This window comes from Variovorax sp. IB41 (genome assembly GCF_016405905.1).
GTDB lineage: Bacteria > Pseudomonadota > Gammaproteobacteria > Burkholderiales > Burkholderiaceae_C > Variovorax.
Genome location: NZ_JAEFCB010000001.1, coordinates 495,727 through 517,199 on the forward strand (window position 1 = coordinate 495,727; position 21,473 = coordinate 517,199).

The following is a 21,473-nucleotide window of genomic DNA, read 5'->3' on the forward strand; positions in this document are numbered from 1 at the left end:
ACCCGCACCATGAAACCCCTTCTTTTCGCCGCCTGCGCCGCGACCGTCATGAACCTGGCGCACGGTCAATCGACCGTGCAGCCGCCCAAGACGTGGGCCGCCTGCGCGGCCTGTCATACCGCGGGGAGCGCCGCCATCGGCCCGCCGCTGGCCGGCGTATTCGGCCGCAAGGCCGGCTCGGCGCCCGGCTTCGGCTACAGCCGCGCGATGAAGAGCGCCGACATCACCTGGGACGACAAGTCGCTCGCGGCCTTCGTGACCGATCCACAGCAGGCGGTGCCCGGCAACCGCATGCCTTTTGCGGGCGTCCCCGACGCGGGCGAAGTGGCTGAACTCGTCAAGTACCTGAAGACACTGCGATAGCGGCGCCAGGCCGTTGTGCAGACGGCGCCCGCGCAATGTGCCCTTCCACAGGAGAATTTCCATGAGCCGCGCTTTTCAGCACCAAGAGCTTCCCCGAGCCGCACACGGCGGAGCCATGCTCGCCCTGGCCCTTTCGCTGGCGGGCTGCCTGTCGGCACCGGATGTCCGGCTGCCGTCGCTCGACTCGCACGACGCCGCCTTGCGAGCGCGCGCGGCCGCGATGGCCAAGGAACCGGCCCTCACCGAAGAGACGATGCCCTCCGAATGGTGGCAACTGCTCGGCGACCCCACGCTCTCTGCGCTGCAGGCAGAAGCCGCCGGCGCCAGCCTGGACCTGCAGGTCGCAGCCGCGCGCATCGACGAGAGCCGCGCGCAACTCGGCCTGGCCGATGCGGCACGCAGACCCCAGGTTTCTGCCGATGCTGCCTACACTCGCTCGGCCCTGAGCGACTACGCGCCGTTCGCCTTGCTCGGCGCGCCCACCCATCCAACGAGCAGCTGGACCCTGGGCCTTCAGGCCGGCTGGGAGCTGGACCTCTGGGGCCGTCTCCGCCAGCAGAGCGAATCGGCCGAGGCACGGCTGATGGCCAGCGCCTACGGCATGGAAGCGGTCAGAGTCTCGGTGGCCGGCGACATCGCGCGCACCTATCTGCTGCTGCGCGGCGTACAGGCGCAAATGGCGATCGTCCAGGAGAACCGGCAGATCGCCGGCAACCTCGTGCGATTGGCCGAGAGTCGGGAGCGTCACGGCGTCGCCACCCGCTTCGATGCGGCATCGGCACGCGCCGATGCCGCCGGCATCGAAGCGCGTCTGTCGCAGTTGCAGCAACAACGTGATGCGCTGATGAACGCGCTCGCGCTGCTGCTGGGCCAGGCGCCCAGGGAGCTCGACGCGCGCCTGGCGAGTGCCGCCCTGCCTGCGATGCCACGGCGCTTGCCGATCGGCGTTCCGTCGGAGCTGGCGCGCCGCCGGCCTGACATCCTGCAGGCCGAAGCCCGCCTGCGTGCGGCAGTCGCGGACATCGGCGCGGCCGAGGCCGATTTCTATCCGCGCGTGAGTCTCACGGGCAGCTTTGGCTTCCAGGCGCTGGACCTGTCGGACCTGGGCAGTTGGGATTCGCGTCGCTTCTCGATCGGACCGGCGCTGCACTTGCCGATCTTTCAGGGCGGGCGGCTGCGGAGCAATCTCGCGTTGAGCGAGACGCGCCATCGCATCGCGGGCATTGCCTACCGGCAAGCCGTGCTGCGCGCCTGGCACGAAGTGGACGATGCGTTGACCGCCTACAGCACCGAGCTCAAGCGCCACGCGCAGTTGCAGCTGGCTCTGACGCAGAACCGCACGGCGCTCGACGTGGCGCAGCGCGCGTACGAGCAGGGCACCGCAGACTTCACCGCAGTGCTGGTGGCGCAACGCTCGCTGCTGGCCAGCCAGGCCGAACTCGCCAACTGCGCCACGGCTTCGGCGCTTTCGGTGGTCTCGCTCTACCGCGCGCTGGGCGGCGGCTGGTCGCCGGCGCTGCACACGGCGACGCTGGCTGGAGGCGCATCGTGAGTGCGCGAGCGGCGGCTTCGGTGCCTCCAGCATCCCCGGCCAGCCCCGGCGCGCCGGGGTTCAAACCACAGATGGCTGCCGGCCTGCTCGGCGTGCTGCTGGCGGCGATCGTCGCGGGGCTGAACAGCCGCGTGCCAGGCCTCGTACTGGCCGATGTGCAGGGCGCGCTGGGCTTCGCGCGCGACGATGCCTCGTGGCTCACCACCGCCTATGCCGCGGGCGAACTGGCCGCGATGCCGTTCGCGATGTGGTTCGCCCTGACCTTCTCGATGCGCCGCTTTCACCTCGCGATGCTCGGCACAGCGCTGGTGTTGTCGGCGCTTTTGCCCTTCGTGCACGACCTGAATCTCCTGCTCGCGTTGCGTACGTTGCAGGGTCTGTGCTCTGGCACGATGATCCCGATGCTCATGGGCGCGGCGCTCGCTTTCCTGCCTCCGCCCGTGCGGCTGCACGGCCTGGCGCTCTACGCGCTCACGTCCACCTTCACCCCCAACGTCGCGCTCTGGCTCGCGGCAGTCTGGGTGGACGGGCTCCAGGACTGGCGCTGGGCCTATTGGCACGTGATACCGCTCGGCCTTGCGGCCATGGCGCTGGTCGCCTGGGGCCTGCCGAAGTCACCGCCCGCACTGCCGCGCCTGAGACAAGGCGACTGGCTCGGCATGGCGCTGGGCATTCCCGGCCTTGCGCTGCTCGTGGTCGGTATCGACCAAGGCGTGCGTCTGGATTGGTTCCATTCGCCGCTCATCGTCGCCTCGCTGCTGCTGGGCGGCGTACTTACCGCGCTGTTTCTCCTCTGCGAGTGGCGGCACCCGGCACCTTTCATCAAGCTACAGATGCTCGGGCGCCGTAACCTCGGGCTCGGCTTCAGCGTGTTCGTACTGCTGCTGATGATCTCCGCTACCGCGGTGAACCTACCACTGCTCGCGCTCGCGCAGTTGCAAGGCTTTCGGCTCGCGCAGAGCGCCGACATCGGGCTGATGGTGGGCCTACCGCAACTCGTGCTGGGCGTGGGGGCCGCGCTGTTGCTCTACCAGCGGTGGGTCGATGCGCGCCATGTCCTCGCCGCGGGCCTGGTCTGTATAGCGCTCGCCTGCTGGCTCGGCAGCGCCATCACCGGCGAGTGGATGGTGGCGCAGTTCGTCCAGGCCGAGGTGCTTCATGCCATCGGGCAGCCCCTGGCAATCGTCTCGCTGTTGTTCCTCGCCACCAGCGTGGTTCAACCGAGCGAAGGCGCCTATGTCGCGGGCATCGTCAACACTTTGCGCACCTTCGGCTCGGTGCTGGCCGGCGCGGTCGTGGGTGAGCTCATGGTGGTGCGCGGCCATTTCCACGGCGAGATGATGCTGGATCAGGCCGGGCACCTGACCGCCCGGTTGTCCGACGCCCAGATGCAGCTGAACACGCTCGCCGGGAGCGTCGCGCGACAGGCCAGCGTGCTGGCCGCCGCCGACACCTACCTCGTCTTCGGCCTGCTGGCGCTGTTGCTGGTGCCGGTCGTGCTGATGCTGCAGCGCATTCCGGCGCCCTCCACCGCCATGGCCCCCGTCGTCACCCAGCCCGCCGCGCCCGCGCGCGCCACCTCCTGAATCTCACCTTTCTCAAGAGCGGAACCCATCATGGCCTCTAATCTTTTTCGCATCACAGTCGGCACGACCGCCGCTGTCGCTCTCGTGGCGGCCTTCTTCATCTTCAACCGGCCGGAGTCGGGCGGCTCCGAGCAGAGCACCGACGACGCCTACGTGCAGGCCCACTTCACCGTTGTCGCGCCGCAGGTCGCCGGCGTCATCGGCCGCGTGTCGGTCGACGATCACCAGGCAGTGAAGGCAGGCGCGCCGCTTGTGAACATCGACGATCGCGCGCTGCGCATCGCCGTCGATGCCGCAAAGGCCAACGTCGACAGCCTGCAGGCGCAGCTCGAGCGGCAGCAGAGCACGATCGCGCAGGCGCGCGCGGGACTGGCCGCATCCGTCGCAAGCCTCAAGCTCGCGGAGGCCAACCGCAGCCGCTTCGCCAACCTCGCGCGCGACGGCTCGGGCACGGTGCAGGCCCACCAGCAGGCCGACGCCGAATGGGACAACCGACGGGCCGCGCGCGAGCGCGACCAGGCCGGTCTGCGCTCGGCCGAGCAGCAAGTAGCGGTGCTGCGCGCCGAGGTCGAGAAAGCGCGCACCGCGCACGCCAATGCCGAACTCAACCTGTCGTACGCCAGCGTATTCGCGCCGCTGGACGGCATCGTCGCGCAGCGCAGGGCCCGCGTGGGCGGCTATGCGCGCGTGGGCGAGCCGCTGCTGACGCTCGTGCCGCTCGATGCCCTGTACGTCGAAGCGAATTTCCGCGAAACGCAGCTGGCGCGCGTACGCGTCGGCCAGCCCGTGGACATCGTCGTCGACGCGCTGCCGGGCGTGCGCCTGAAGGGCCGCGTGGAAAGCCTGGGGCCCGCCAGCGGCGTGAGCTTCTCGCCAGTGCCACCGCACAACGCCACCGGCAACTTCACCAAGATCGTTCAACGCCTGCCGGTGCGCATTTATCTGGAGCCCGGCCAGGAAGCCGCGCGGCGCCTGCGCGTGGGCATGTCGGTGCGCCCGCGCATCGACGTCGATGCCGAGGACGCAAGGGCCAACGTGCTCTAGTTTTGCGCGGCGTTCAGCGCCACTTCATTGCATCAAGACGCCCGCAGCATCTCGTGCTGCGAGGCGAATTGCGTCGATCAGCCCTCGCCTTGCACATCGTCGCGGTGCCTTCATGGAAACATCGCGATGCAGAAGAACAGGCTTCAAACATTGATGTCTTTTTCCTAATATTCATCCAACACGGTTCAAGGCCGAGGGCTCGCAAAAAGGCACACGCCGTTCGCAATCATCCAGCACTTGAACCGAAGCCCTGGATCAATCTTAAACAGAGTCACACCATGTCCATCGCTCCGCACAACGCAAGCACCCAAGGTCGACGCGACGCGATCCTCAAGGAAGTGGCCACTGCCGCCGAGCATGCGAGCAGCAGCTTCGCGAGCATCGAGGCCGTTATCGCCGCGACGCGCTTCTCCTACCAGGACATCGTCGATGCGTTCGGCAACGGCAGCGGCCTGCTCGTGGCCCTGGTCGAGCGGCTCGCGATGTCGATGCTGGAGCCGCTGGGCGACGGCACTGCAGCGCATTCATTTCATGACAGCCTTCAGGCATTCGGCCGACGCGTCACCGATGCACGCGCCGCCTCGCAGTTGAAGTGCCTCTATCGGATCGCGCTCACCGATGCCATCCGGCAAAACGGACTCGCACGGAACTTCTACCGGCGCGGCCCCGGCCTCGTGGCCGCAGGTCTGGCCGGCTTCTTTGATGCCGCGCAAGCTGCGGGCATCGTGGTGCCGCAGGCGAGCCACGCGCTGGCCAGCCATCTCATGGCGCTTCTGCGATCCAGCCTGGACCTGTCCAACACCATTGCGCTTCGCGGCGCTTCGAGCGAGACGCTGCATGTCCCTGGCGACATCTCGCAAGTCATCGAACTGTTCTGTGGCGGCATCGAAATTAAAGTGAATCATGCGTACTTTTCTCACTAAGGTCCTGGCCCTGACATCAAGCCAGGAAACCGCGCCGCAGAGCGCCACCATCTACAGCTCGCGCATCGATGGCGTGCCGAACGAACTGACCGGCGAGATCGACGTCAACGGCTCGCCGTTGACCATTGAGCCGGCCGACTGGTTCGTCTGCTTCGTCCCCGGGCTGCAGCGGCAGTGGTGGCACCGCTTTGCGCACCCCAAGCACAAGCACGTTTTCGCGCTGCGCATGGTCGACGACGACAAATGGCTTCTGGTGGAGCCCTGGTGGACGCGACTCATGGTCAACGTGCTCACGCTCGACGAGGCCATCAAGTTCCTGCGCTGGGGTGCAGCCGGCAACATCCTCCGCGTCCGCGAGAACATACCGGGCCGTGGCACCCAGGTGCGCGGTTGGGCCAACTGCACCGTGCTCGTTTCATTCCTGCTCGGCCGCTCGTACTGGACTTGGACACCGCACGGGCTCTACCAGCGACTGGCCGCCGACCCCGATGCGACGCCCGTGGACCTGTCGCAGTTCCTGAGCCATCACTTTGAGGAACTAGCCCACAGGAAGGCCGAGAGCGCCTTGCAGCCACTGCCGCTGCGAGAAGCTCCGCTGCCGCTGCACGAAGCGCTCACCGAACTGGGGAACGGCATCATGAACGCCACGATGTCGCCCTCGGCCATCAGTCTGTACAAAGCGGCCGTCTCCGAATCGATCCGCTTCCGGGGCGCCGCAGAGGCTTTCTGGACCTTCGGCCCCGAGCGCGCGGTCGACCGGGTCTGCGAAGTACTCAAGCATGCGAAGGGGCGTGGCGAAATCGGCATCGGGCTGGACGATTGCGCGGCCGCATCGCGCCAGTTCATCGCAATGCTCCAGGGAAACATGCAACAGGAGATCATCTTCGGCCTGCGCGCCTCGCCAAGTCCGAGCGAAGTGCACGGGCATGTCTTGTCCGTGGTCTCAATATTTCTGCGCGGCGCTAGGGCGAAGAAATGGAGGCAACTCGCGCGCATACCGAACGATCCGCAAAGCGCCGGTCCAAGCAAAATGCTGCCGGCACCGGCCTTGGTCTCGACTTTGGCTACAAGGTGAATGCAAGCCCGCCGTTCGCATCAAGCAATGAGCGGCAGCGTGAAGACCGGCGACACACCTCCCGGTTCGAGTACAGGGGCTGGCACGTGAGTCTAAAGATCGGCAATGCGGCCGATCCGCAGAGTTGCTACGCAGAACTGAGCTACTGGGGCCACCCAGTGTGCCGCGTGGGCCTGTACACGAAACTGAATGCGCGCGCCGTGCCATGGGCCCTGGACTCCAAGGCTTGCGACTTCATCGACCACTACTGGTCGCAGAGACTGCATCACGGCGCACGTGTGGCCACGTGCCGCGAGCTCGAAGTGTGGTGAGCGGGCGATGAAGTGCATCCTCTGGATCTTGGCTTTCGCGCTTGCAACCGCCTGCGCGACGGGTCTGCTAGTTCTCAGTGAACTGATCCACAGCGAACCCCGGCACATCTCGCAAGAGAACTTCTCGCGGCTGGAGCGCATTTCTGAAGTTCTTGCGAGGTTTGGAACATGCGCGGCCGTTAGGCAACGGCCTCGAATTGCATCTGTACCTGAAGAACGTCCTGCGGCGCTTGGCGACACAGCTGATCGGCATTAAAGGACTGCTTACGCACAGCTTGGTGACGCAGGGCACAGGCGAGAGTAAGCATGGCAACTATCTGGCGATCTTGTCGACCATCGTCAGCGAAGGTTTAAACAGCAACGGTTAAATTCCGACAAGGGTTGTCAGAAACTCCACGATCTCGACAGGTGCGATAACACCGATTCCTCAATATTCAGCCGATTTTTTCCCGCCCGCGAACAGGCCGCCGCTGCGCCGCTGGATGCCGCCACCGCCACCAGATATCGGCGAACACAAGAAAGACGCTTGGCGGCCGGATTTGGTGGCTTGCCGGTCGTCTCGCTGCTGCCATTTGTGACGGCGGCCGATTTTTTGGCGCTACCGGCCAGTGGTCGCCTCAGATGTCCATCTAGCGTATACGCTAACCAGACACTTGGAACGATGCCGTTTCGTGTCCAGATAGGCTCGGTTTTGGAATTTATCGACAAATTCCAAAATACCTTTTAGAGTCAATTCAGACATTGACCAACAAAGCCACCGCCCCATGACACCACCGAAAAAACCTGTCACCGGCCACAGGGTCGGCTACGTACGCGTCTCTAGCGCCGATCAGAACGACGCGCGCCAGCTCGAGGGTCTGGAGCTGGAAAAAATCTTCACCGACAAGGCCAGCGGCAAAGACACGAATCGACCACAGTTTCTGGCGATGCTCGGCCACTTGCGCGACGGCGACCATCTGTACGTCCACAGCATGGACCGGCTCTCGCGGTCGTTGAAGGATCTGCAGCACGTAGTCGAGTCGCTGGCCGCCAAGGGCGTGAGCGTCACGTTCGTGAAGGAAAATCTGACGTTCCAAAAGCCAGGCGCGGGAGACAAATCTCATGAAGCCATGTACTCCATGTTGATGCTGCAACTGCTCGGCGCTGTCGGCCAGTTCGAGCGCGCGCTCATTAAAGAGCGCCAACGCGAAGGCATTGCCATAGCCAAGACCAAGGGCACCTACAAGGGCCGGAAGCCGTCGCTCGATGCAGGCGCCGTCGCGACGCTGAAGGAGCTGGCCGCCAGTGGCATGCCGAAGGTCGATATCGCAACTGCGCTCGGTATCTCGCGAGCAAGTGTTTATCAGTATCTTAAAAATTGATGAAATATTCTTATCGAGGCAGAATGAACCTCGATGGAGAAAAATTTCTCGAGCCAGTTCGCTGGCTTCTCTGATTCCACTTCTGAGGAACTGCATGCGATAGAAGGTATTGCACTTGCAAGACAGTCAAAAAATTTTGACCTGCTTCGGAGCGCAAAAATCTCGTCCGCGATTGGTACCCTGGAACTGCTTCCACTAGCACGGGTCTGGAAATCTATCGGGCTGCCGGCCGTAGCATCAGTGTGCCAGACAGTCACCTCTGCCATCCAAAGCGGCGAACCAACTGCCAGAGTTGACAAGGGAGTCGTTCACTTCCTCCGCGCCATCGAACCTGGTCCAGAGTCTGATCAGATTGATAGATTCCTATTGACGTTCCGCAAGAGCCTTAAATCTGCAGGTGTTGAAACGGCGTCAGCAATGGCAATCTCAGGGGCATTCGGCGAGATGCACGACAACATTTGGGAGCACAGTGGAAAACCCCAATCTGGGCTCTGCGGGTATGAAATTTACCCCTCTCGTTCCGTCGCTTTTGGGGTCGCGGACAGTGGATGGGGACTTTCGGGTGCGTACGCCGAAGCGCGTCCCTCTGAGCCCCAAAAACTCGCATCACAGCTTATGACAGCAGCCGTTATGAATGGAGCCTCACGCTTCAGCGAGACCGGTCGAGGCACTGGATTTAGCACTTTGCTTCGAATACTTCGCAAGTTCGACGCTTCGATTCGAGTGCGATCTGACGATGTCTCACTGAACCTCAAGCCAAACGGCGCAAGCGCGCATGAAGCCACGTTAAAAAGCCAGGCGCAACTGAGGGGATTCGTCGTTTGCGCTCAGATCAACCTTTGCCACACGAAGTCTTGAGATTCGCGGACTTGAAGAGAGCTTAGGACTCTGGCGAGCTAGGCGGTCAACCTGACGACACTGTTCCATGGTCAATTGGAAAATTTCCCCTACCGGCATCAAAGCTATGCTCGGGTCTGTAATCCAGCGATGGCGGCGATCACCGGTCGCGGGAACTAGTGTTTGTCGCTTACGCGCTTTCATGTGCGCGTTCGTGTCGAGCTGCGTGACAGTTTCAAAAATGCGGTGCAGTGTTTCATAGCGATGAACGCCGCCGCGCACAAAAATGCTTAGCGGCCAAGCTATATCCGCACCCATTCGAGCCAGGCGACTCAGATACCGGTCCATCGCCTCCGACGCACCCGCACCTGTCGCGAACTCAAAGGAAATGGTGCGGCATCCAGTCCCCTTGATCAGCTCAGCGTAAAAGTCGAAATCTGCCTGATTCCGGGCGTTCACATGTAGCGCGGTCGGTAGCCCTGCCCTGTTCATCTCGCTCCACACAATGCCGATCCGCTTGCGAGCGTGCAAATTGTCTGAACGCGGCACATCTGCAATCAAGCTGAAGTTTGGAGATGTCGCAGCAACAATGCCTGACGCTTTCAGGCCCGCGAAAAGTCGCTCTCTACCTGCTTTCCCCAATCTCCATATTTGCTCGATCCGATAGTCTTGGTCAACACCAGTCAGCACCCAACCTCCAGCGGGTGTACCGCCGAATTTCTGGTTCAGCTCTGAAGCGGTCAAGGCTACCAGCCCGTCGGCTGTTCGTTTGCAAGCTGCGTTTATGGGGAGGACGCCGAACTGGATAAGAGCCATATTGAGGCCAAGCATCGGTTTCTCGATAATTGGCAACCACACCGGCAGGCGCGGCCAAGCAACAGCAGGCTTCAATTCGATGCCGTCGAGTCCAAAACCCTCCACCTCATTCAAGCGCCGGACGAAGCGCTGAGGGGCATGCGAGCACACAACGTCGCAGGAATTCGGATCCTCGCAGCTACAAAAATCGAGGCAGTGAACGACCGAGCCATCAAGCTGCAGTCCTCCGCACGAGGTCTTGAGGTGACAGCTACCGCAACCAAGCAGGAGAGACGCGCTTTCTTTGTGCTGGATTTGCGAGATCGGAATCGACTGTTTTTCGTTCGGCAGCATGCGAGATCACTCCAGGATTCGTACGTGGATTAGGCCTGCCTCGGTATGGCGCTCTTCGATGACAGCAGCAAAGTATTTGTGCGGCCGATCAATCATCTCGGACACCAACTGCATCGCAGTCGGTCCCTCGACCGTTGCCACTCGTTCGTCCTTCAGATAGCAGTCAACTTGCCCGCCCCCCTCCGCTTTGAGGAGCAATACCGTCTCTGGAGCTAGCTTCTCAATCGCAGTGGTTGCCCTTGCGAGCAACACACGCGTGACAAACACGGGGGCATTCGCTCCAGTTAAGAGGTCGGCCGCAGCCAACTCGGCCTCTCGCGCCCAAGCTTTGTGGTGGTCCTTAGAGCGCGACCGGATGAACTCGATCCCCATGACGAATCTCCTTAAGAAGAGAGCGATACCGCCTAGAACGCCCTTCGCTTCTCACCGTGACCAAGCCCTTTCCGGCAAGGTCTGTGAGCCGGTTGTGCCAAGCGGTCACCCCCGGAGTTTTGCGAAGCTCAAACAAAGCTTTTGCGTCGCACTCATCTTGCAGAGCAAGCAAATCGAGTGTGTCCGCCAAGGTCTGGTCAATATCACCAACTAGCTTGGTGCATCGAATCCCGCCATCCCCGTACTCGCCAAAGAGATACACGTCGCCGTACTTAGCGGCAACGAACTCGGCTTCCTCGATCGTTTCTGGTGCGGCATTCACAAAGATCGTCGGCTTGTGAAACGTTCCCCCGATGTATTCACGGAGCCCCCGTAGTGATGCTCGAAACGCACTAGCGGTGACCATCTCAACCCCATGAAGATCAACCACCACAAGATCGTCGTCCAGCTTGGGCACACGGGCAATCAGTTCTGCCAACAGCTTCTTCCCTACGGCCTCGCCCGCCCAAACTTCGCCGCCACCAACTCCTTGGGCGGGGAGCAAAAAAAACGTCGGATACTTTTTCATCAAATCATTCACTGAATTCAGTGAATATACGACAATCTCAAGTGTCGCGCAATCTTTTCACTTATCGCTGGTCTTGACCAGCTCACCCAGCGTGGAGGAACGTATGTCTCGAATCGAAGGTCGCCTTGCAAGGACCCTGCTGAACAAGAAGACGGTCGTCACCCGCGCCGTGTTTTGGAAGATTCCACACTCCTCTGAGAAGGAGGACATCCGATTGAAGCTCGGCCGGTACAAAAAGCCAGAGGACTTCGAACTCGATGAGGAAGTTGAACTCCTCGCCCCAAAGAGCGAACTCACACTGGATCAAGAAGAGTTCCAAGCCCTGCTCGCGTTTCTGTCGGAGAGCTACGAACCTTTTCGCCAAGGCGTTAAGGCGTTCTTCCTCTCGACCGTCCTTTTGACACGGAGAACGCCACTCAGATTCGCGCGCTCTTCTCGCTCCCAAACAAGCGCGAGCTCATCCGTTTTATCCTGACGAACGACGTCATTCCGGAGGAGTTGGCGGCAGGCCTACAACAGGCGCGACGTGCGCGCGCCGTTCGAGAATTTGAGCGCATGCTTGCGGACGATCTACGCGAGGCTCCGTGGCAAGAATGGTTTCAACGGAACAGCTGGGTTCTCGGCAGCCAGTTTGTCAGAGTCCTCGACGAACGCCATATCGACACACAGCACATCTCAGACTTCTTGATGGAGGCCTATGACGGTTTCCTGGACGTCGTAGAGATCAAGCGACCTGACGGTGGTCTTGCGTTTTGGGCCGGGTCCCTCGATCACGGAAACTATGTTCCGTCGGTAGATTTGACGAAGGCAATCACCCAGGCAGCACGCTACATCTTCGAGGTCGAACGCGAGGCCAACAGCGTCAAATTTCTGGAACGAGTTGGAGGAGTTAAGACGGTCAAGCCTCGCTGCGTGCTTGTCTATGGTCGGTCAGCCAACTGGAATGACAGCCAAGCCGAGGCGTATCGAATTTTGAACGCGAGCTACCACAACCTAACCGTGCTCACTTACGACCACGTCCTAGAACGCGCGCGCCGCATCTGTGGGGTCAAGTCGTGACACTCCATGGCAAACGAGCCCATTTCAGAGCACCACACTTCGCCTGCAATCTCAAAGAGCGATGAAAACGTCTACGCCCTATCCATGTCATGCCACTTAGCTCCACAACGCATCGTGACATGAATCGTGACACAAGCTTCACCCAAGTTCGTTTGGCAAAAGAAAATGGCCTAGCAATTTCTCGCTAAGCCATTGACTTCATTCAGTATTTGTTGGTAGGACGTACTGGATTCGAACCAGTGACCAACGGATTAAAAGTCCGCTGCTCTACCAACTGAGCTAACGTCCCGGAACCATTTTTTGCTTCTTGCCGACGTTGAATCCGGCAAAGCCAAAGATTATAGCGTGGCGTTGCTCGCGATTTTGTCGAGAACCCAACCCGCCGCACATTGTCCAAAGGTGGCCGTGACGCTCACCACCGAGCCGTAGCCATGGCAATTGAGCGAACCGTCGCCTTCTTCGATCGCGCAGGACGCATCGGGTGGCGCAACGCTTTCGCGGCTGAAGACGCAGGTAACGCCGATCTTGCGGCCTTCGCGCGGCGCGCCGTGGTCCTTGCGCAGGCGCTGGCGAAGCTGGGCCAGCAGCGGGTCGTGCGTGACGAGCGAAAGATCGTCGATGTCGACCTTGTGCGCCTGCCGCTTGCCGCCCGCCGCGCCCACCGTGATGAACGCCGCGCGCGATGCGCGTGCCCACGCGGCCATGGTGAGCTTGGCCTTCACCTGGTCGCAGGCGTCAATGACGGCGGTGGTCGGGCCGTTCGCGGCCTTAGCCGCGTCGAGCAATGCAGTCCAGTTGCCGGGCTCCACGAACTCGTCGAGCGCAAGTACCTTGCAGTCCGGGTTGATCTGCGCGATGCGATCGCGCATGGCCTCGACCTTCGCCTGGCCCACGGTCGTATCGAGCGCGTGGATCTGGCGGTTGATGTTCGATTCCGAGACGTGGTCCAGGTCGACCAGCGTCAGCCGCCCCACCCCGCTGCGCGCCAGGGCCTCGACCGCCCACGAACCCACGCCGCCGATGCCGGCGACCAGCACGTGGGCGTTGCGGATGCGCGCGGCACCGGCCACGCCGTAAAGACGCTCCAGGCCGCCGAAGCGGCGCGCAAAGTCAGGCGCCGCGGTGTCGGTGACGACATCCGCGGCGGCTGGTGTGAACGCTGCAGGCAGGGTGGCGTTCAAGCGGCGTGCTCCGCCGGCACTAGCGCAGGCGCGAGAGACGCTCTCGGCCTGCCTGTGCGGCTTCGGACTGCGGGTACGCCTTGGCCAGGTCTTCCAGCGTGCGGCGTGCCGAGCGCGTGTCCTTCAGCTCGATCTGGCAGTTCGCGATCGACAGCACGGCCTCGGGGGCCTTGGCGTGATCGGGCGCGAGCGAGAGCATCGAGCGGAAGTTCGCGATGGCCTCGTTGTAGTTGCGCGTGGCGTACTGCGCATTGCCCAGCCAGAACAGCGCCGAGGCGTTGTAGCCGCTTTGCGGGTAGCGCTTGACGAATTCGGCGAAGGCCGTTTGCGACTGCGCGAACTGGCCGGCACGGAAGATGCCGAGCGCAGCCTCGAAGTCGGCCTTCTCCTTGGGATCGGCGTTGAACTCGCGGCCGTCGACCGTCACCTTGGACGGCTCGTTCTGCTTGAGCTTGTCGTCGATGGTGCTCTGGCGCGACTGCATTTCGCTCAGCGTGCGCGTGAGCTGTTCGTTCTGGCCGGTCATGCGCGCCAGGTCGCCCCGCATCTGCTCGATCTGGTTTTGCAGGTCGAGCAGGCTGCGGCGCAACTGGCCGTTCTCGTCGGTCAGCCGCTGGTCGGTTTGCTGGCGCATGGCCTCGACGCGCTGGCGCAGATCGAGAATGGCCTTGCGAGCCTCGTCATCCTCGAACAACGCGGCCTGCGATCCCATCGAGACGCACAGCAGGGCGGCAGCCAGCGCCGCGCCCCGCAACAGGACGCGTGGCATCACCGGGTGGTGTAGCGGATTTCAGCGCGGCGGTTCTGTGCCCACGCCTCTTCGCCGGAGCCCTGCACGGCCGGCTTTTCCTTGCCGAAGCTCACGGCTTCGATCTGGCTGTCGCTCACGCCCAGCAGCGTCAGTGCGCGACGCACGGCTTCGGAGCGCTTCTGGCCGAGGGCCAGGTTGTACTCACGGCCACCGCGTTCATCGGTATGACCTTCGATCGAGATGCGGCGCTGCGGAGCGCTCTTCAGGAAGCGCGCGTGGCCGTCGATGATCGACTGGAACTCGGGCTTGACCGTGTAGCTGTCGTAGTCGAAGTACACGATGCGCGCCACGCCCACCGGGCCTTGTGCATTGCCCGCGTTCGGGTCGGCATTGACCGGGGTCACGGCGCTGGCGCTGCCGCCTTGCTGGCCCGCAGAGCCACGGCCATCGGTCACGGGCGTGTCGGTGAGCTTCGTGCCCGACGAGCAACCGGCGATAAGGGCCACGATGGCCAGCGAATAAATTGTGCGTTTCAACATTTCGAACTCCTCAAATAAACCTGATCATTGCTTTTGAAACGGACCCCAGTCCGGTTCCCTGATGTCTCCCGCCTGTCCCGCCAGTCGTGCCTTTATTTTTCCGTCGAGCGTGGTCGTCATGAGCGCTTCGCGGTCCTGAAGGCGCGTTGCATAGACGATCAGCTTGCTATTGGGGGCAAAACTCGGGCTCTCGTCGGCGGTGGTGTCGGTGATGGACGCAACTTTGCCGGTCGCCAACTCCATCACCTGGAGTTTGAAGGCAGTGTCCACGCGCGCGATGTAGGCCAACCACCGGCCATCGCCGCTGACGGACGGAGAAATGTTGTAGGTGCCGCTCGTGGTAACCCGTGTCGGGTTGCCGCCGCTGGCATTCATCTTGTAGATCTGGGGCGTGCCCGCGCGGTCGCTCACGAAATAGATGGTGCGGCCGTCGGCCGAGTACGCGGGCTCGGTGTCGATGCTCGTGCTCTGGGTCAGCCGGCGCGGTTCGCCGCCGCTGGCCGGCACCGTGTAGAGCTGCGAGCCGCCGTCGCGGGTGAGCGTGACGGCCAGCGTGTTGCCGTCCGGTGCCCAGGCCGGCGCGCTGTTGGAGCCCCTGAAGTTCGCCAGCAGGCGGCGCTGTCCGCTGGTCACGTTGTGCACGTAGACAACGGGCTTGCGCGACTCGAAGGACACGTAGGCCAGTTGCTGGCCGCTGGACGACCAGGTCGGCGAGATGATCGGCTCGGGGCTCGCGAGCGCGGCCTGCGCGTTCTCGCCGTCGGCATCGGCCACCCACAGCGTGTTGCGGTTGCCGCCCTTGGTGACGTAGGCGATGCGGGTCGAGAAGATGCCCTTCTCGCCGGTCAGCTTTTCATAGACGAAGTCGGCGATGCGGTGCGACGCGAGACGCAGGTCGCCCTGCGGCACGGTGTAGCTCTGGCCGCCCAGATCCTGACCCTTCGCGACGTCCCAGAGACGGAACTTCACATCGAAGCGGCCGTCGGCCAGCCGGGTGACGCTGCCCACCACCATCGAGCCGGCGGTGCGCTGGCGCCACAGCGACAGGTCGGGGCGCGAAGCCTCGTCCAGTGCCTGGCCCGAGGCATCGACGCCGCGGAACTGGCCGCTGCGTTCCAGGTCGGCCTGGACGATGTCGGAGATCTTCTGGGATGAGCCATCCTGGCCCTTGAAGGGCACGAACGCGACCGGCAGGCCCCCTTCGACGGCGGCAGGCTTCGCAGCGCTTGCGCCGTCTTGCGGGCGCGCACTGCTGCTGCGATCGGGCACCGCCGCTTCATCGGGCTTGGTGTTCGATGCGCAACCGGCGATCAAGGCCACGATGACCAGCGAATAAATCGTGCGTTTCAATGTTTCGAACCTCTGGGGATGCATCTGGTTCTGGTCATTGCTTGCGGAACGGTCCCCAGTCGGGTTCTCTGATGTCGCCGGCCTGCCCCGCCAGGCGCGCCTTGATCTTTCCGTCGAGCGTGGTCGTCATGAGCGCTTCGCGGCCTTGCAGGTGCGTTGCGTAGACGATCAGCTTGCTGTTCGGCGCGAAGCTCGGGCTCTCGTCGGCGCTGGTGTCGGTGATCGAAGCCACATTGCCGGTCGCCAACTCCATCACCTGGAGCTTGAAGGCGCCGCCCACGCGGGAGATGTAGGCCAGCCAGCGGCCATCGCCGCTGATGGCAGGAGAGATGTTGTAGCTGCCGCTGAAGGTCACCCGTGCCGGATTGCCGCCGCTCGCGCCCATCTTGTAGATCTGGGGCGCGCCGCCGCGGTCGCTCACGAAGTAGATGGTGCCGCCATCGGCCGAATACACCGGCTCGGTGTCGATGCTCGCGCTCTGCGTGAGCCGGCGCGGCTCGCCGCCGGCCGCGGGGATCGTGAAGAGCTGCGAGCCGCCATCGCGGCTGAGCGTGACGGCGAGCGAACCGCCATCGGGCGACCAGGCCGGCGCGCTGTTGGAGCCCTTGAAGTCGGCCACCTTTCGGCGCTGTCCGCTGGACACGTTGTGCACGTACACCACGGGCTTGCGCGATTCGAAAGACACATAGGCCAGTTGCTGTCCATCGGCCGACCAGCGCGGCGAGATGATGGGCTCGGAACTGGCGAGCGCGGCCTGCGCGTTCTCGCCGTCGGCATCGGCCACCCACAGCGCATAGCGGGCGCCGCCCTTGGTGACGTAGGCGATGCGGGTCGAGAAGATGCCTTTTTCGCCGGTCAGCTTTTCATAGACGAAGTCGGCGATGCGGTGCGCCACGAGGCGAAGGTCGCCCTGTGGCACGGTGTAGTTCTGGAAGCCCAGTTCCTGCCCCTTCACCACGTCCCAGAGGCGGAACTTCACATCGAAGCGGCCGTCGGCCAGCCGGGTGATGCTGCCGCCGACCAGCGAGTCGGCAGTGCGCTGGCGCCACACCGACCAGTCGGGGCGCGAGGCATCGTCGATCGCCTGGCCCGAGGCATCGACGCCGCGGAACTGGCCGCTTCGCTCGAGGTCGGCCTGGATGATGTCGGAGATCTTCTGCGGCGCGGCGTCCTGGCCCCTGAAGGGCACGAGCGCGATCGGCAATTGCGTCAGCCCGACGCCCGACACCTCGACCCGGAACTGGGCCAGCGCAGGAAGCAAGGGGGTGGCAGCAAGGGCCGCAATGAGCGTGCGGCGTGCAAATAGCGATGAAGAAGGAGTTGGAGTAGGTGTTGTCAACGGCTTGTTCATGCGGTTCGGAGAGGTTTTCGGACAAAAAGTTTCGGTCCGACGCAACGGGCCACATGTTACACACTGGCCCGGCGGCCCCGTCACAAAACGTTTATCCATCGGTGCGGTCCTACACGACTCCTGCGAAAAGCCATCCCCGGGGCGACCCGTAGAATCCGCCGCCATGCAAGCATCCCCTGGCAGCGAGAACGCGCGCCCTCCCCTGATGCGCCGTCTGGCGCGCCTCATGACCTGGTTCGGCAGCTCGCGCAAATGGTGGGCCGTGGGCCTGTCCGGGGCCATGCTGGCGGCGATCACCGAGCCGCTGATGGCCGCCCTTCTGAAGCCTTTGCTCGACCGCGGCTTCACCCGCGGCGAGATGCCGCTGTGGTTCGTGCCCGCCGCCGTGCTCATGCTGTTCGCGGTTCGCGGCATCGCGCAATTCATCTCTCAATATGCGCTCTCGCGTATTGCCAACGAAGGCATGCAGAAGCTGCGCCGGGTGCTGTTCGAGCGCCTGCTCGGCGCCGAACTCGCCCTCTTCACGCGCCAATCGGCGAGCGCCCTTTCGAACACCGTGGTGTACGAGGTGCAGACCGGGGCGATGCTGCTGGTGCAGGCGCTGCTCGGGCTCTCGCGCGACGGCTTCACGCTGATCGCGCTGCTGGGCTACCTGGTCTACCTGAACTGGAAGCTGACGCTGATCGTCGCCTTCCTGGTGCCCAGCATCTCGTGGATCATGAAGGTGTTCTCCAAGCGCCTCTACAAGCTCACGCAGCAGGGCCAGCAGGCGACCGACGAACTGGCCTACGTGGTCGAGGAAAACGTGCTCGCCCACCGCGTCGTGCGCCTGCACGGCGCCGAAGAGGCGCAGGAGCGCCGCTTCGAGCAGCTGAGCCAGCGCCTGAACCGGCTGGCCGTGAAATCCACCATCGCCCAGGCCGCGACCACGCCGCTCACGCAGATGATGGCTTCGCTCGCGCTGTCGATCGTGGTGATGATCGCCCTCTGGCAGAGCGGCAAGCAGGGCTTCACCGTGGGCGGATTCGTCGCCTACATCACGGCCATGCTGATGCTCATTGCGCCGATCCGGCGCCTGGCCGAAGTGGCCGGGCCGATCACGCGCGGCCTGGCCGCGCTCGAGCGCGGCCTGATCCTGGTCGACGAGGTCGCGCCCGAATCGCAGGGCAGCTTCGAGATGGGGCACGCCGATGGCCATATCGAGCTGCGCAACGTGCAGGTCAGCTACCGCGGCGACGACGAACAGCGCGCGCTCGACGGCGTGAGCCTGACCATCCAGCCCGGCCAGGTGGTGGCCTTCGTCGGGCCCTCGGGCTCCGGCAAGACCACGCTGGTCAACCTGCTGCCGCGCTTCGTGCAGCCCAGCGGCGGGCAGGTGCTGCTCGACGGACACGACACCAGCGAATGGCAATTGAAGAGCCTGCGCGCGCAGTTTGCGATGGTGAGCCAGGACGTGGTCATGCTCAACGACACGCTGGCCGCCAACGTGGCGCTGGGCTCGGAGATCGACCGCGAGCGCGTCAACGAATGCCTGGTCGCCGCCAACCTGAGTGCCCACGTCGAGAACCTGCCACAGGGCATGGACACGGTGCTGGGCCACAACGCCACGCAGCTGTCGGGCGGCCAGCGCCAGCGGCTAGCCATTGCGCGCGCGCTCTACAAGAATGCGCCCGTGCTGCTGCTCGACGAAGCCACCTCCGCGCTCGACACCGAATCGGAACGGCTGGTGCAGGACGCCCTGCAGCGCCTGATGCAGAACCGCACCACGCTGATCGTGGCCCACCGGCTCTCGACCATCCAGCATGCGGACCGCATCATCGTGATGGAGCAAGGCCGCATCGCCGAGCAAGGCAGCCACGCGCAGCTGATGGCGCTGGACGGGCTCTATGCACGCCTGCAGACGCTGGCGGTGCGCAGCGCCACGCCGGGACAAGACCCGACGCTCTGAGCCGCTCGCTCAGAGCAGCACGATGTCGTACTGACCCTGCCCGATCGCGGGCTCTGACTGCAGCGAAATCGGCTTGCCGATGAAGTCGCTCAGCCCCGCCAGGTGCTGGCTTTCCTCGTCGAGAAAAAGCTCGATCACCTGCGGCGACGACACGATGCGGAACTCGCGCGGCGTGAACTGCCGGGCTTCGCGCAGGATCTCGCGCATCACGTCGTAGGCCACGCTGCGCGCGGTCTTCACGATGCCCTGCCCGCCGCAGGCCGCGCACGGTTCGCACAGCATGTGGGCCAGCGATTCGCGCGTGCGCTTGCGCGTCATCTCGACCAGGCCGAGTTGCGAGAACCCGCCGGCTGTGGTCTTGACGCGGTCGCGCGCCAGCTGCTTGCGGAATTCCGCCAGCACCTGCTCGCGATGATCGTCGCGCCCCATGTCGATGAAGTCGACGATGATGATTCCACCGAGGTTTCGCAACCGCAACTGCCTTGCAATCGCCTGCGCCGCTTCGAGATTCGTCTTGAAGATCGTGTCGTCGAAATTGCGTGCGCCGACGAAGCCGCCGGTGTTCACGTCCACGGTCGTCAGCGCCTCGGTCTGGTCGACCACGAGATAGCCGCCCGACTTGAGCTCGACGCGCCGGCCCAGCGCCTTGGCGATTTCCTCGTCCACCGAATACAGGTCGAAGATCGGCCGCTCGCCCTTGTAGTGCTGCAGCTTGCCGGCCGCCTGCGGCATGAATTCGAGACCGAACTTCAGCAGCACTTCGAACTGCTCGCGCGAGTCGATGCGGATGGTCTGCGTGTCTTCGATGGTCATGTCGCGCAGCACGCGCTGCAGCAGGCTCAGGTCCTGGTGCAGCAGCGACATCGCGGGCAGCTTGCTCGACGCGTCGCGGATGCGCGACCAGGTCTTGCGCAGGTAGGCGATGTCCTCGGCCAGCTCAGCATCCGACGAGTCCTCGCCGTTGGTGCGCAGGATGAAGCCGCCGGTATTGGCCGGCACCACGCCGCCGCTGTCGGCTGCCGCGGCCGCCTCGATGAGCGTCAGCATGCGCGTGCGCAGCGACTCGCGCTGCTCCGAAGGAATCTTCTGCGAGACACCGATGTGGTTGTCCTGCGGCAGGAACACGAGCAAGCGGCCCGCGATGCTGATCTGCGTCGACAGCCGCGCGCCCTTGGTGCCGATCGGGTCCTTGATCACCTGGACCAGCAGCGACTGCCCTTCGAACACCTGCTTCTCGATCGGCACCATCGGGCCGCCGTTGCGGTGATCGCGCTCGGGTGCCGGCGCGCTCGGCCGCGAGCCCGGCGTGAACGGCGCGACGATGTCGGCCACGTGCAGGAAGGCCGTGCGCTCCAGGCCGATGTCGATGAACGCCGACTGCATGCCCGGCAGCACGCGCGAGACCTTGCCCAGGTAGATGTTGCCGACCAGCCCGCGCTCCAGCGTGCGTTCGACATGCAGTTCTTGCACCGCGCCGTGCTCGACCAGCGCCACACGGGTCTCTTGGGGCGACCAGTTGATCAGGATGTCTTGCATGGAATTCTTAAGTATTGAAACCGGCGCTGCGAAGCAGCTGCGCGGTCTCGAACATCGGGAGTCCCATGATGCCCGAATAGGACCCGCTGATGTGCTCGATGAAGGCCGCCGCGGCGCCCTGGATCGCATAGGCGCCGGCCTTGCCGAGCGGCTCGCCGCCGGCGGCATAGCCGGCGATTTGCTTCTTCGTGATCGCGGCGAAACGCACGCGCGACACGCTGAGCGCCGCATGGCGGCGGCGGCCGTGCTGCAGCGCGACGGCGGTCAGCACGCGGTGGGTGCTGCCGGACAGGAGCGCGAGCATGCGCTCGGCATCGCGCGCGTCCTCCGGCTTGCCGAGGATCGTGCGGCCGAGCGCGACCGTGGTGTCGGCGCAGAGCACGGGCGCATCGGCCAGGCCCAGGCGCTTGCGCCGCGCGACGGCGGCATCGAGCTTGAGGGCGGTCACGCGTTGCACATACGCCGTCGGCGATTCATTGGGCAGCACGACTTCGAGCGACTCGGCGTCTTCTTCGGGCGTGGCCAGCAGCAGTTCATGGTGCACGCCGAGCTGGCCGAGCAGTTGGGCGCGGCGCGGGCTTTGCGACGCGAGGTAGATGAAGTCGGGCAAGTTCAAG

The 21,473-nt window shown here is 63.9% G+C and carries 22 protein-coding genes and 1 tRNA gene; 12 read left to right on the forward strand and 11 right to left on the reverse strand.

Going from position 1 to position 21,473, the window contains the following annotated elements:
* Positions 1-9 precede the first annotated feature (9 nt).
* The 9 genes from JC881_RS02320 (at position 10) to JC881_RS02360 (ending at position 9,073) form a co-directional block, all read left to right on the forward strand.
* On the forward strand, positions 10-363 hold the full coding sequence (locus JC881_RS02320; protein WP_233101490.1) for a c-type cytochrome: 354 nt from the start codon (positions 10-12) through the stop codon (positions 361-363).
* Between the two features lie 115 nt (positions 364-478).
* Positions 479-1,915: an efflux transporter outer membrane subunit gene (locus JC881_RS02325; protein ID WP_233101491.1), complete on the forward strand. Its 1,437-nt coding sequence runs from the start codon at positions 479-481 to the stop codon at positions 1,913-1,915.
* A gap of 71 nt (positions 1,916-1,986) precedes the next feature.
* Positions 1,987-3,501, forward strand: a complete 1,515-nt coding sequence (locus JC881_RS02330; protein ID WP_198784098.1) for an MFS transporter — start codon at positions 1,987-1,989, stop codon at positions 3,499-3,501.
* A gap of 30 nt (positions 3,502-3,531) precedes the next feature.
* Positions 3,532-4,545: an HlyD family secretion protein gene (locus tag JC881_RS02335; protein WP_198784099.1), complete on the forward strand. Its 1,014-nt coding sequence runs from the start codon at positions 3,532-3,534 to the stop codon at positions 4,543-4,545.
* A 278-nt stretch (positions 4,546-4,823) separates the two neighbouring features.
* Positions 4,824-5,468: a TetR/AcrR family transcriptional regulator C-terminal domain-containing protein gene (locus JC881_RS02340; RefSeq protein ID WP_198784100.1), complete on the forward strand. Its 645-nt coding sequence runs from the start codon at positions 4,824-4,826 to the stop codon at positions 5,466-5,468.
* Complete coding sequence (locus JC881_RS02345; RefSeq protein WP_198784101.1) at positions 5,449-6,543, forward strand: TetR/AcrR family transcriptional regulator C-terminal domain-containing protein; 1,095 nt, start codon at positions 5,449-5,451, stop codon at positions 6,541-6,543. Before JC881_RS02340 ends, JC881_RS02345 begins: the two co-directional genes overlap by 20 nt.
* Before the next feature lie 86 nt (positions 6,544-6,629).
* Complete coding sequence (locus JC881_RS02350) at positions 6,630-6,854, forward strand: hypothetical protein (RefSeq protein WP_198784102.1); 225 nt, start codon at positions 6,630-6,632, stop codon at positions 6,852-6,854.
* 764 nt (positions 6,855-7,618) lie between these two features.
* The gene (locus JC881_RS02355; protein WP_198784103.1) at positions 7,619-8,215 is read left to right on the forward strand and encodes a recombinase family protein; all 597 of its coding nucleotides are present in this window, start codon (positions 7,619-7,621) and stop codon (positions 8,213-8,215) included.
* Between the two features lie 33 nt (positions 8,216-8,248).
* Positions 8,249-9,073 carry a hypothetical protein gene (locus tag JC881_RS02360; RefSeq protein WP_198784104.1) on the forward strand — a complete coding sequence of 275 codons (825 nt, stop codon included), beginning with the start codon at positions 8,249-8,251 and terminating at the stop codon, positions 9,071-9,073.
* On the opposite strand, the gene JC881_RS02365 is transcribed toward JC881_RS02360, so the two are convergent.
* The 3 genes from JC881_RS02365 to JC881_RS02375 are packed head-to-tail and all read right to left on the reverse strand — an operon-like array spanning position 9,002 to position 11,141.
* Entirely contained in the window at positions 9,002-10,201 is a 1,200-nt protein-coding gene (locus JC881_RS02365; RefSeq protein WP_198784105.1) for a DUF4417 domain-containing protein, read from the reverse strand. The two genes, JC881_RS02360 and JC881_RS02365, sit on opposite strands and share 72 nt — an antisense overlap.
* A gap of 6 nt (positions 10,202-10,207) precedes the next feature.
* Positions 10,208-10,573 (reverse strand): hypothetical protein, encoded by a 366-nt coding sequence (locus JC881_RS02370; protein WP_198784106.1) that lies wholly within the window; start codon positions 10,571-10,573, stop codon positions 10,208-10,210.
* Positions 10,542-11,141, reverse strand: a complete 600-nt coding sequence (locus tag JC881_RS02375; RefSeq protein WP_198784107.1) for a hypothetical protein — start codon at positions 11,139-11,141, stop codon at positions 10,542-10,544. Before JC881_RS02375 ends, JC881_RS02370 begins: the two co-directional genes overlap by 32 nt.
* A 103-nt stretch (positions 11,142-11,244) precedes the next feature.
* On the opposite strand from JC881_RS02375, the gene JC881_RS02380 reads away from it, so the two are divergent.
* Positions 11,245-11,616 (forward strand): hypothetical protein, encoded by a 372-nt coding sequence (locus tag JC881_RS02380; RefSeq protein WP_198784108.1) that lies wholly within the window; start codon positions 11,245-11,247, stop codon positions 11,614-11,616.
* 80 nt (positions 11,617-11,696) lie between these two features.
* Positions 11,697-12,200 carry a Shedu immune nuclease family protein gene (locus tag JC881_RS02385; protein ID WP_198784109.1) on the forward strand — a complete coding sequence of 168 codons (504 nt, stop codon included), beginning with the start codon at positions 11,697-11,699 and terminating at the stop codon, positions 12,198-12,200.
* 213 nt (positions 12,201-12,413) lie between these two features.
* Here the strand turns inward: JC881_RS02385 and JC881_RS02390 are convergent.
* From JC881_RS02390 to tolB (JC881_RS02415), 6 genes are all read right to left on the reverse strand, one after another.
* Positions 12,414-12,489, reverse strand: a tRNA-Lys gene (locus tag JC881_RS02390).
* A 49-nt stretch (positions 12,490-12,538) separates the two neighbouring features.
* A complete protein-coding gene (locus JC881_RS02395) occupies positions 12,539-13,369 on the reverse strand; it encodes a tRNA threonylcarbamoyladenosine dehydratase (protein WP_443083332.1) in 831 nt (276 codons plus the stop codon).
* Positions 13,370-13,400: 31 nt separating this feature from the next.
* Positions 13,401-14,150 (reverse strand): tol-pal system protein YbgF, encoded by a 750-nt coding sequence (ybgF, locus tag JC881_RS02400; RefSeq protein ID WP_198784111.1) that lies wholly within the window; start codon positions 14,148-14,150, stop codon positions 13,401-13,403.
* Positions 14,150-14,671, reverse strand: a complete 522-nt coding sequence (gene pal, locus JC881_RS02405; protein WP_198784112.1) for a peptidoglycan-associated lipoprotein Pal — start codon at positions 14,669-14,671, stop codon at positions 14,150-14,152. Before pal ends, ybgF begins: the two co-directional genes overlap by 1 nt.
* A gap of 24 nt (positions 14,672-14,695) precedes the next feature.
* A complete protein-coding gene (gene tolB, locus JC881_RS02410) occupies positions 14,696-15,865 on the reverse strand; it encodes a Tol-Pal system beta propeller repeat protein TolB (protein WP_198784872.1) in 1,170 nt (389 codons plus the stop codon).
* A gap of 190 nt (positions 15,866-16,055) precedes the next feature.
* The gene (gene tolB / locus JC881_RS02415) at positions 16,056-17,372 is read right to left on the reverse strand and encodes a Tol-Pal system beta propeller repeat protein TolB (RefSeq protein ID WP_443083324.1); all 1,317 of its coding nucleotides are present in this window, start codon (positions 17,370-17,372) and stop codon (positions 16,056-16,058) included.
* Between the two features lie 163 nt (positions 17,373-17,535).
* Between tolB (JC881_RS02415) and msbA the strand changes: the two genes are divergently transcribed.
* Positions 17,536-19,320 carry a lipid A export permease/ATP-binding protein MsbA gene (gene msbA, locus JC881_RS02420; protein WP_198784113.1) on the forward strand — a complete coding sequence of 595 codons (1,785 nt, stop codon included), beginning with the start codon at positions 17,536-17,538 and terminating at the stop codon, positions 19,318-19,320.
* Between the two features lie 9 nt (positions 19,321-19,329).
* Here msbA and rng read toward each other — a convergent pair whose 3' ends face one another.
* Positions 19,330-20,856 (reverse strand): ribonuclease G, encoded by a 1,527-nt coding sequence (rng, locus tag JC881_RS02425; RefSeq protein WP_198784114.1) that lies wholly within the window; start codon positions 20,854-20,856, stop codon positions 19,330-19,332.
* A 7-nt stretch (positions 20,857-20,863) separates the two neighbouring features.
* Positions 20,864-21,466, reverse strand: a complete 603-nt coding sequence (locus tag JC881_RS02430; RefSeq protein WP_198784115.1) for a Maf family protein — start codon at positions 21,464-21,466, stop codon at positions 20,864-20,866.
* Between the last annotated feature and the right edge of the window lie 7 nt (positions 21,467-21,473).

Bases quoted from the DNA above. Each gene is read 5' to 3' on its own strand.
- JC881_RS02320 (WP_233101490.1), top strand. From the start codon at position 10: ATGAAACCCCTTCTTTTCGCCGCCTGCGCCGCGACCGTCATGAACCTG.
- JC881_RS02325 (WP_233101491.1), top strand. From the start codon at position 479: ATGCTCGCCCTGGCCCTTTCGCTGGCGGGCTGCCTGTCGGCACCGGAT.
- JC881_RS02330 (WP_198784098.1), top strand. From the start codon at position 1,987: ATGGCTGCCGGCCTGCTCGGCGTGCTGCTGGCGGCGATCGTCGCGGGG.
- JC881_RS02335 (WP_198784099.1), top strand. From the start codon at position 3,532: ATGGCCTCTAATCTTTTTCGCATCACAGTCGGCACGACCGCCGCTGTC.
- JC881_RS02340 (WP_198784100.1), top strand. From the start codon at position 4,824: ATGTCCATCGCTCCGCACAACGCAAGCACCCAAGGTCGACGCGACGCG.
- JC881_RS02345 (WP_198784101.1), top strand. From the start codon at position 5,449: ATGCGTACTTTTCTCACTAAGGTCCTGGCCCTGACATCAAGCCAGGAA.
- JC881_RS02355 (WP_198784103.1), top strand. From the start codon at position 7,619: ATGACACCACCGAAAAAACCTGTCACCGGCCACAGGGTCGGCTACGTA.
- JC881_RS02360 (WP_198784104.1), top strand. From the start codon at position 8,249: ATGGAGAAAAATTTCTCGAGCCAGTTCGCTGGCTTCTCTGATTCCACT.
- JC881_RS02365 (WP_198784105.1), bottom strand. From the start codon at position 10,201: ATGCTGCCGAACGAAAAACAGTCGATTCCGATCTCGCAAATCCAGCAC.
- JC881_RS02370 (WP_198784106.1), bottom strand. From the start codon at position 10,573: ATGGGGATCGAGTTCATCCGGTCGCGCTCTAAGGACCACCACAAAGCT.
- JC881_RS02375 (WP_198784107.1), bottom strand. From the start codon at position 11,141: ATGAAAAAGTATCCGACGTTTTTTTTGCTCCCCGCCCAAGGAGTTGGT.
- JC881_RS02380 (WP_198784108.1), top strand. From the start codon at position 11,245: ATGTCTCGAATCGAAGGTCGCCTTGCAAGGACCCTGCTGAACAAGAAG.
- JC881_RS02385 (WP_198784109.1), top strand. From the start codon at position 11,697: ATGCTTGCGGACGATCTACGCGAGGCTCCGTGGCAAGAATGGTTTCAA.
- ybgF (WP_198784111.1), bottom strand. From the start codon at position 14,150: ATGCCACGCGTCCTGTTGCGGGGCGCGGCGCTGGCTGCCGCCCTGCTG.
- pal (WP_198784112.1), bottom strand. From the start codon at position 14,671: ATGTTGAAACGCACAATTTATTCGCTGGCCATCGTGGCCCTTATCGCC.
- tolB (WP_443083324.1), bottom strand. From the start codon at position 17,372: ATGAACAAGCCGTTGACAACACCTACTCCAACTCCTTCTTCATCGCTA.
- msbA (WP_198784113.1), top strand. From the start codon at position 17,536: ATGCAAGCATCCCCTGGCAGCGAGAACGCGCGCCCTCCCCTGATGCGC.
- rng (WP_198784114.1), bottom strand. From the start codon at position 20,856: ATGCAAGACATCCTGATCAACTGGTCGCCCCAAGAGACCCGTGTGGCG.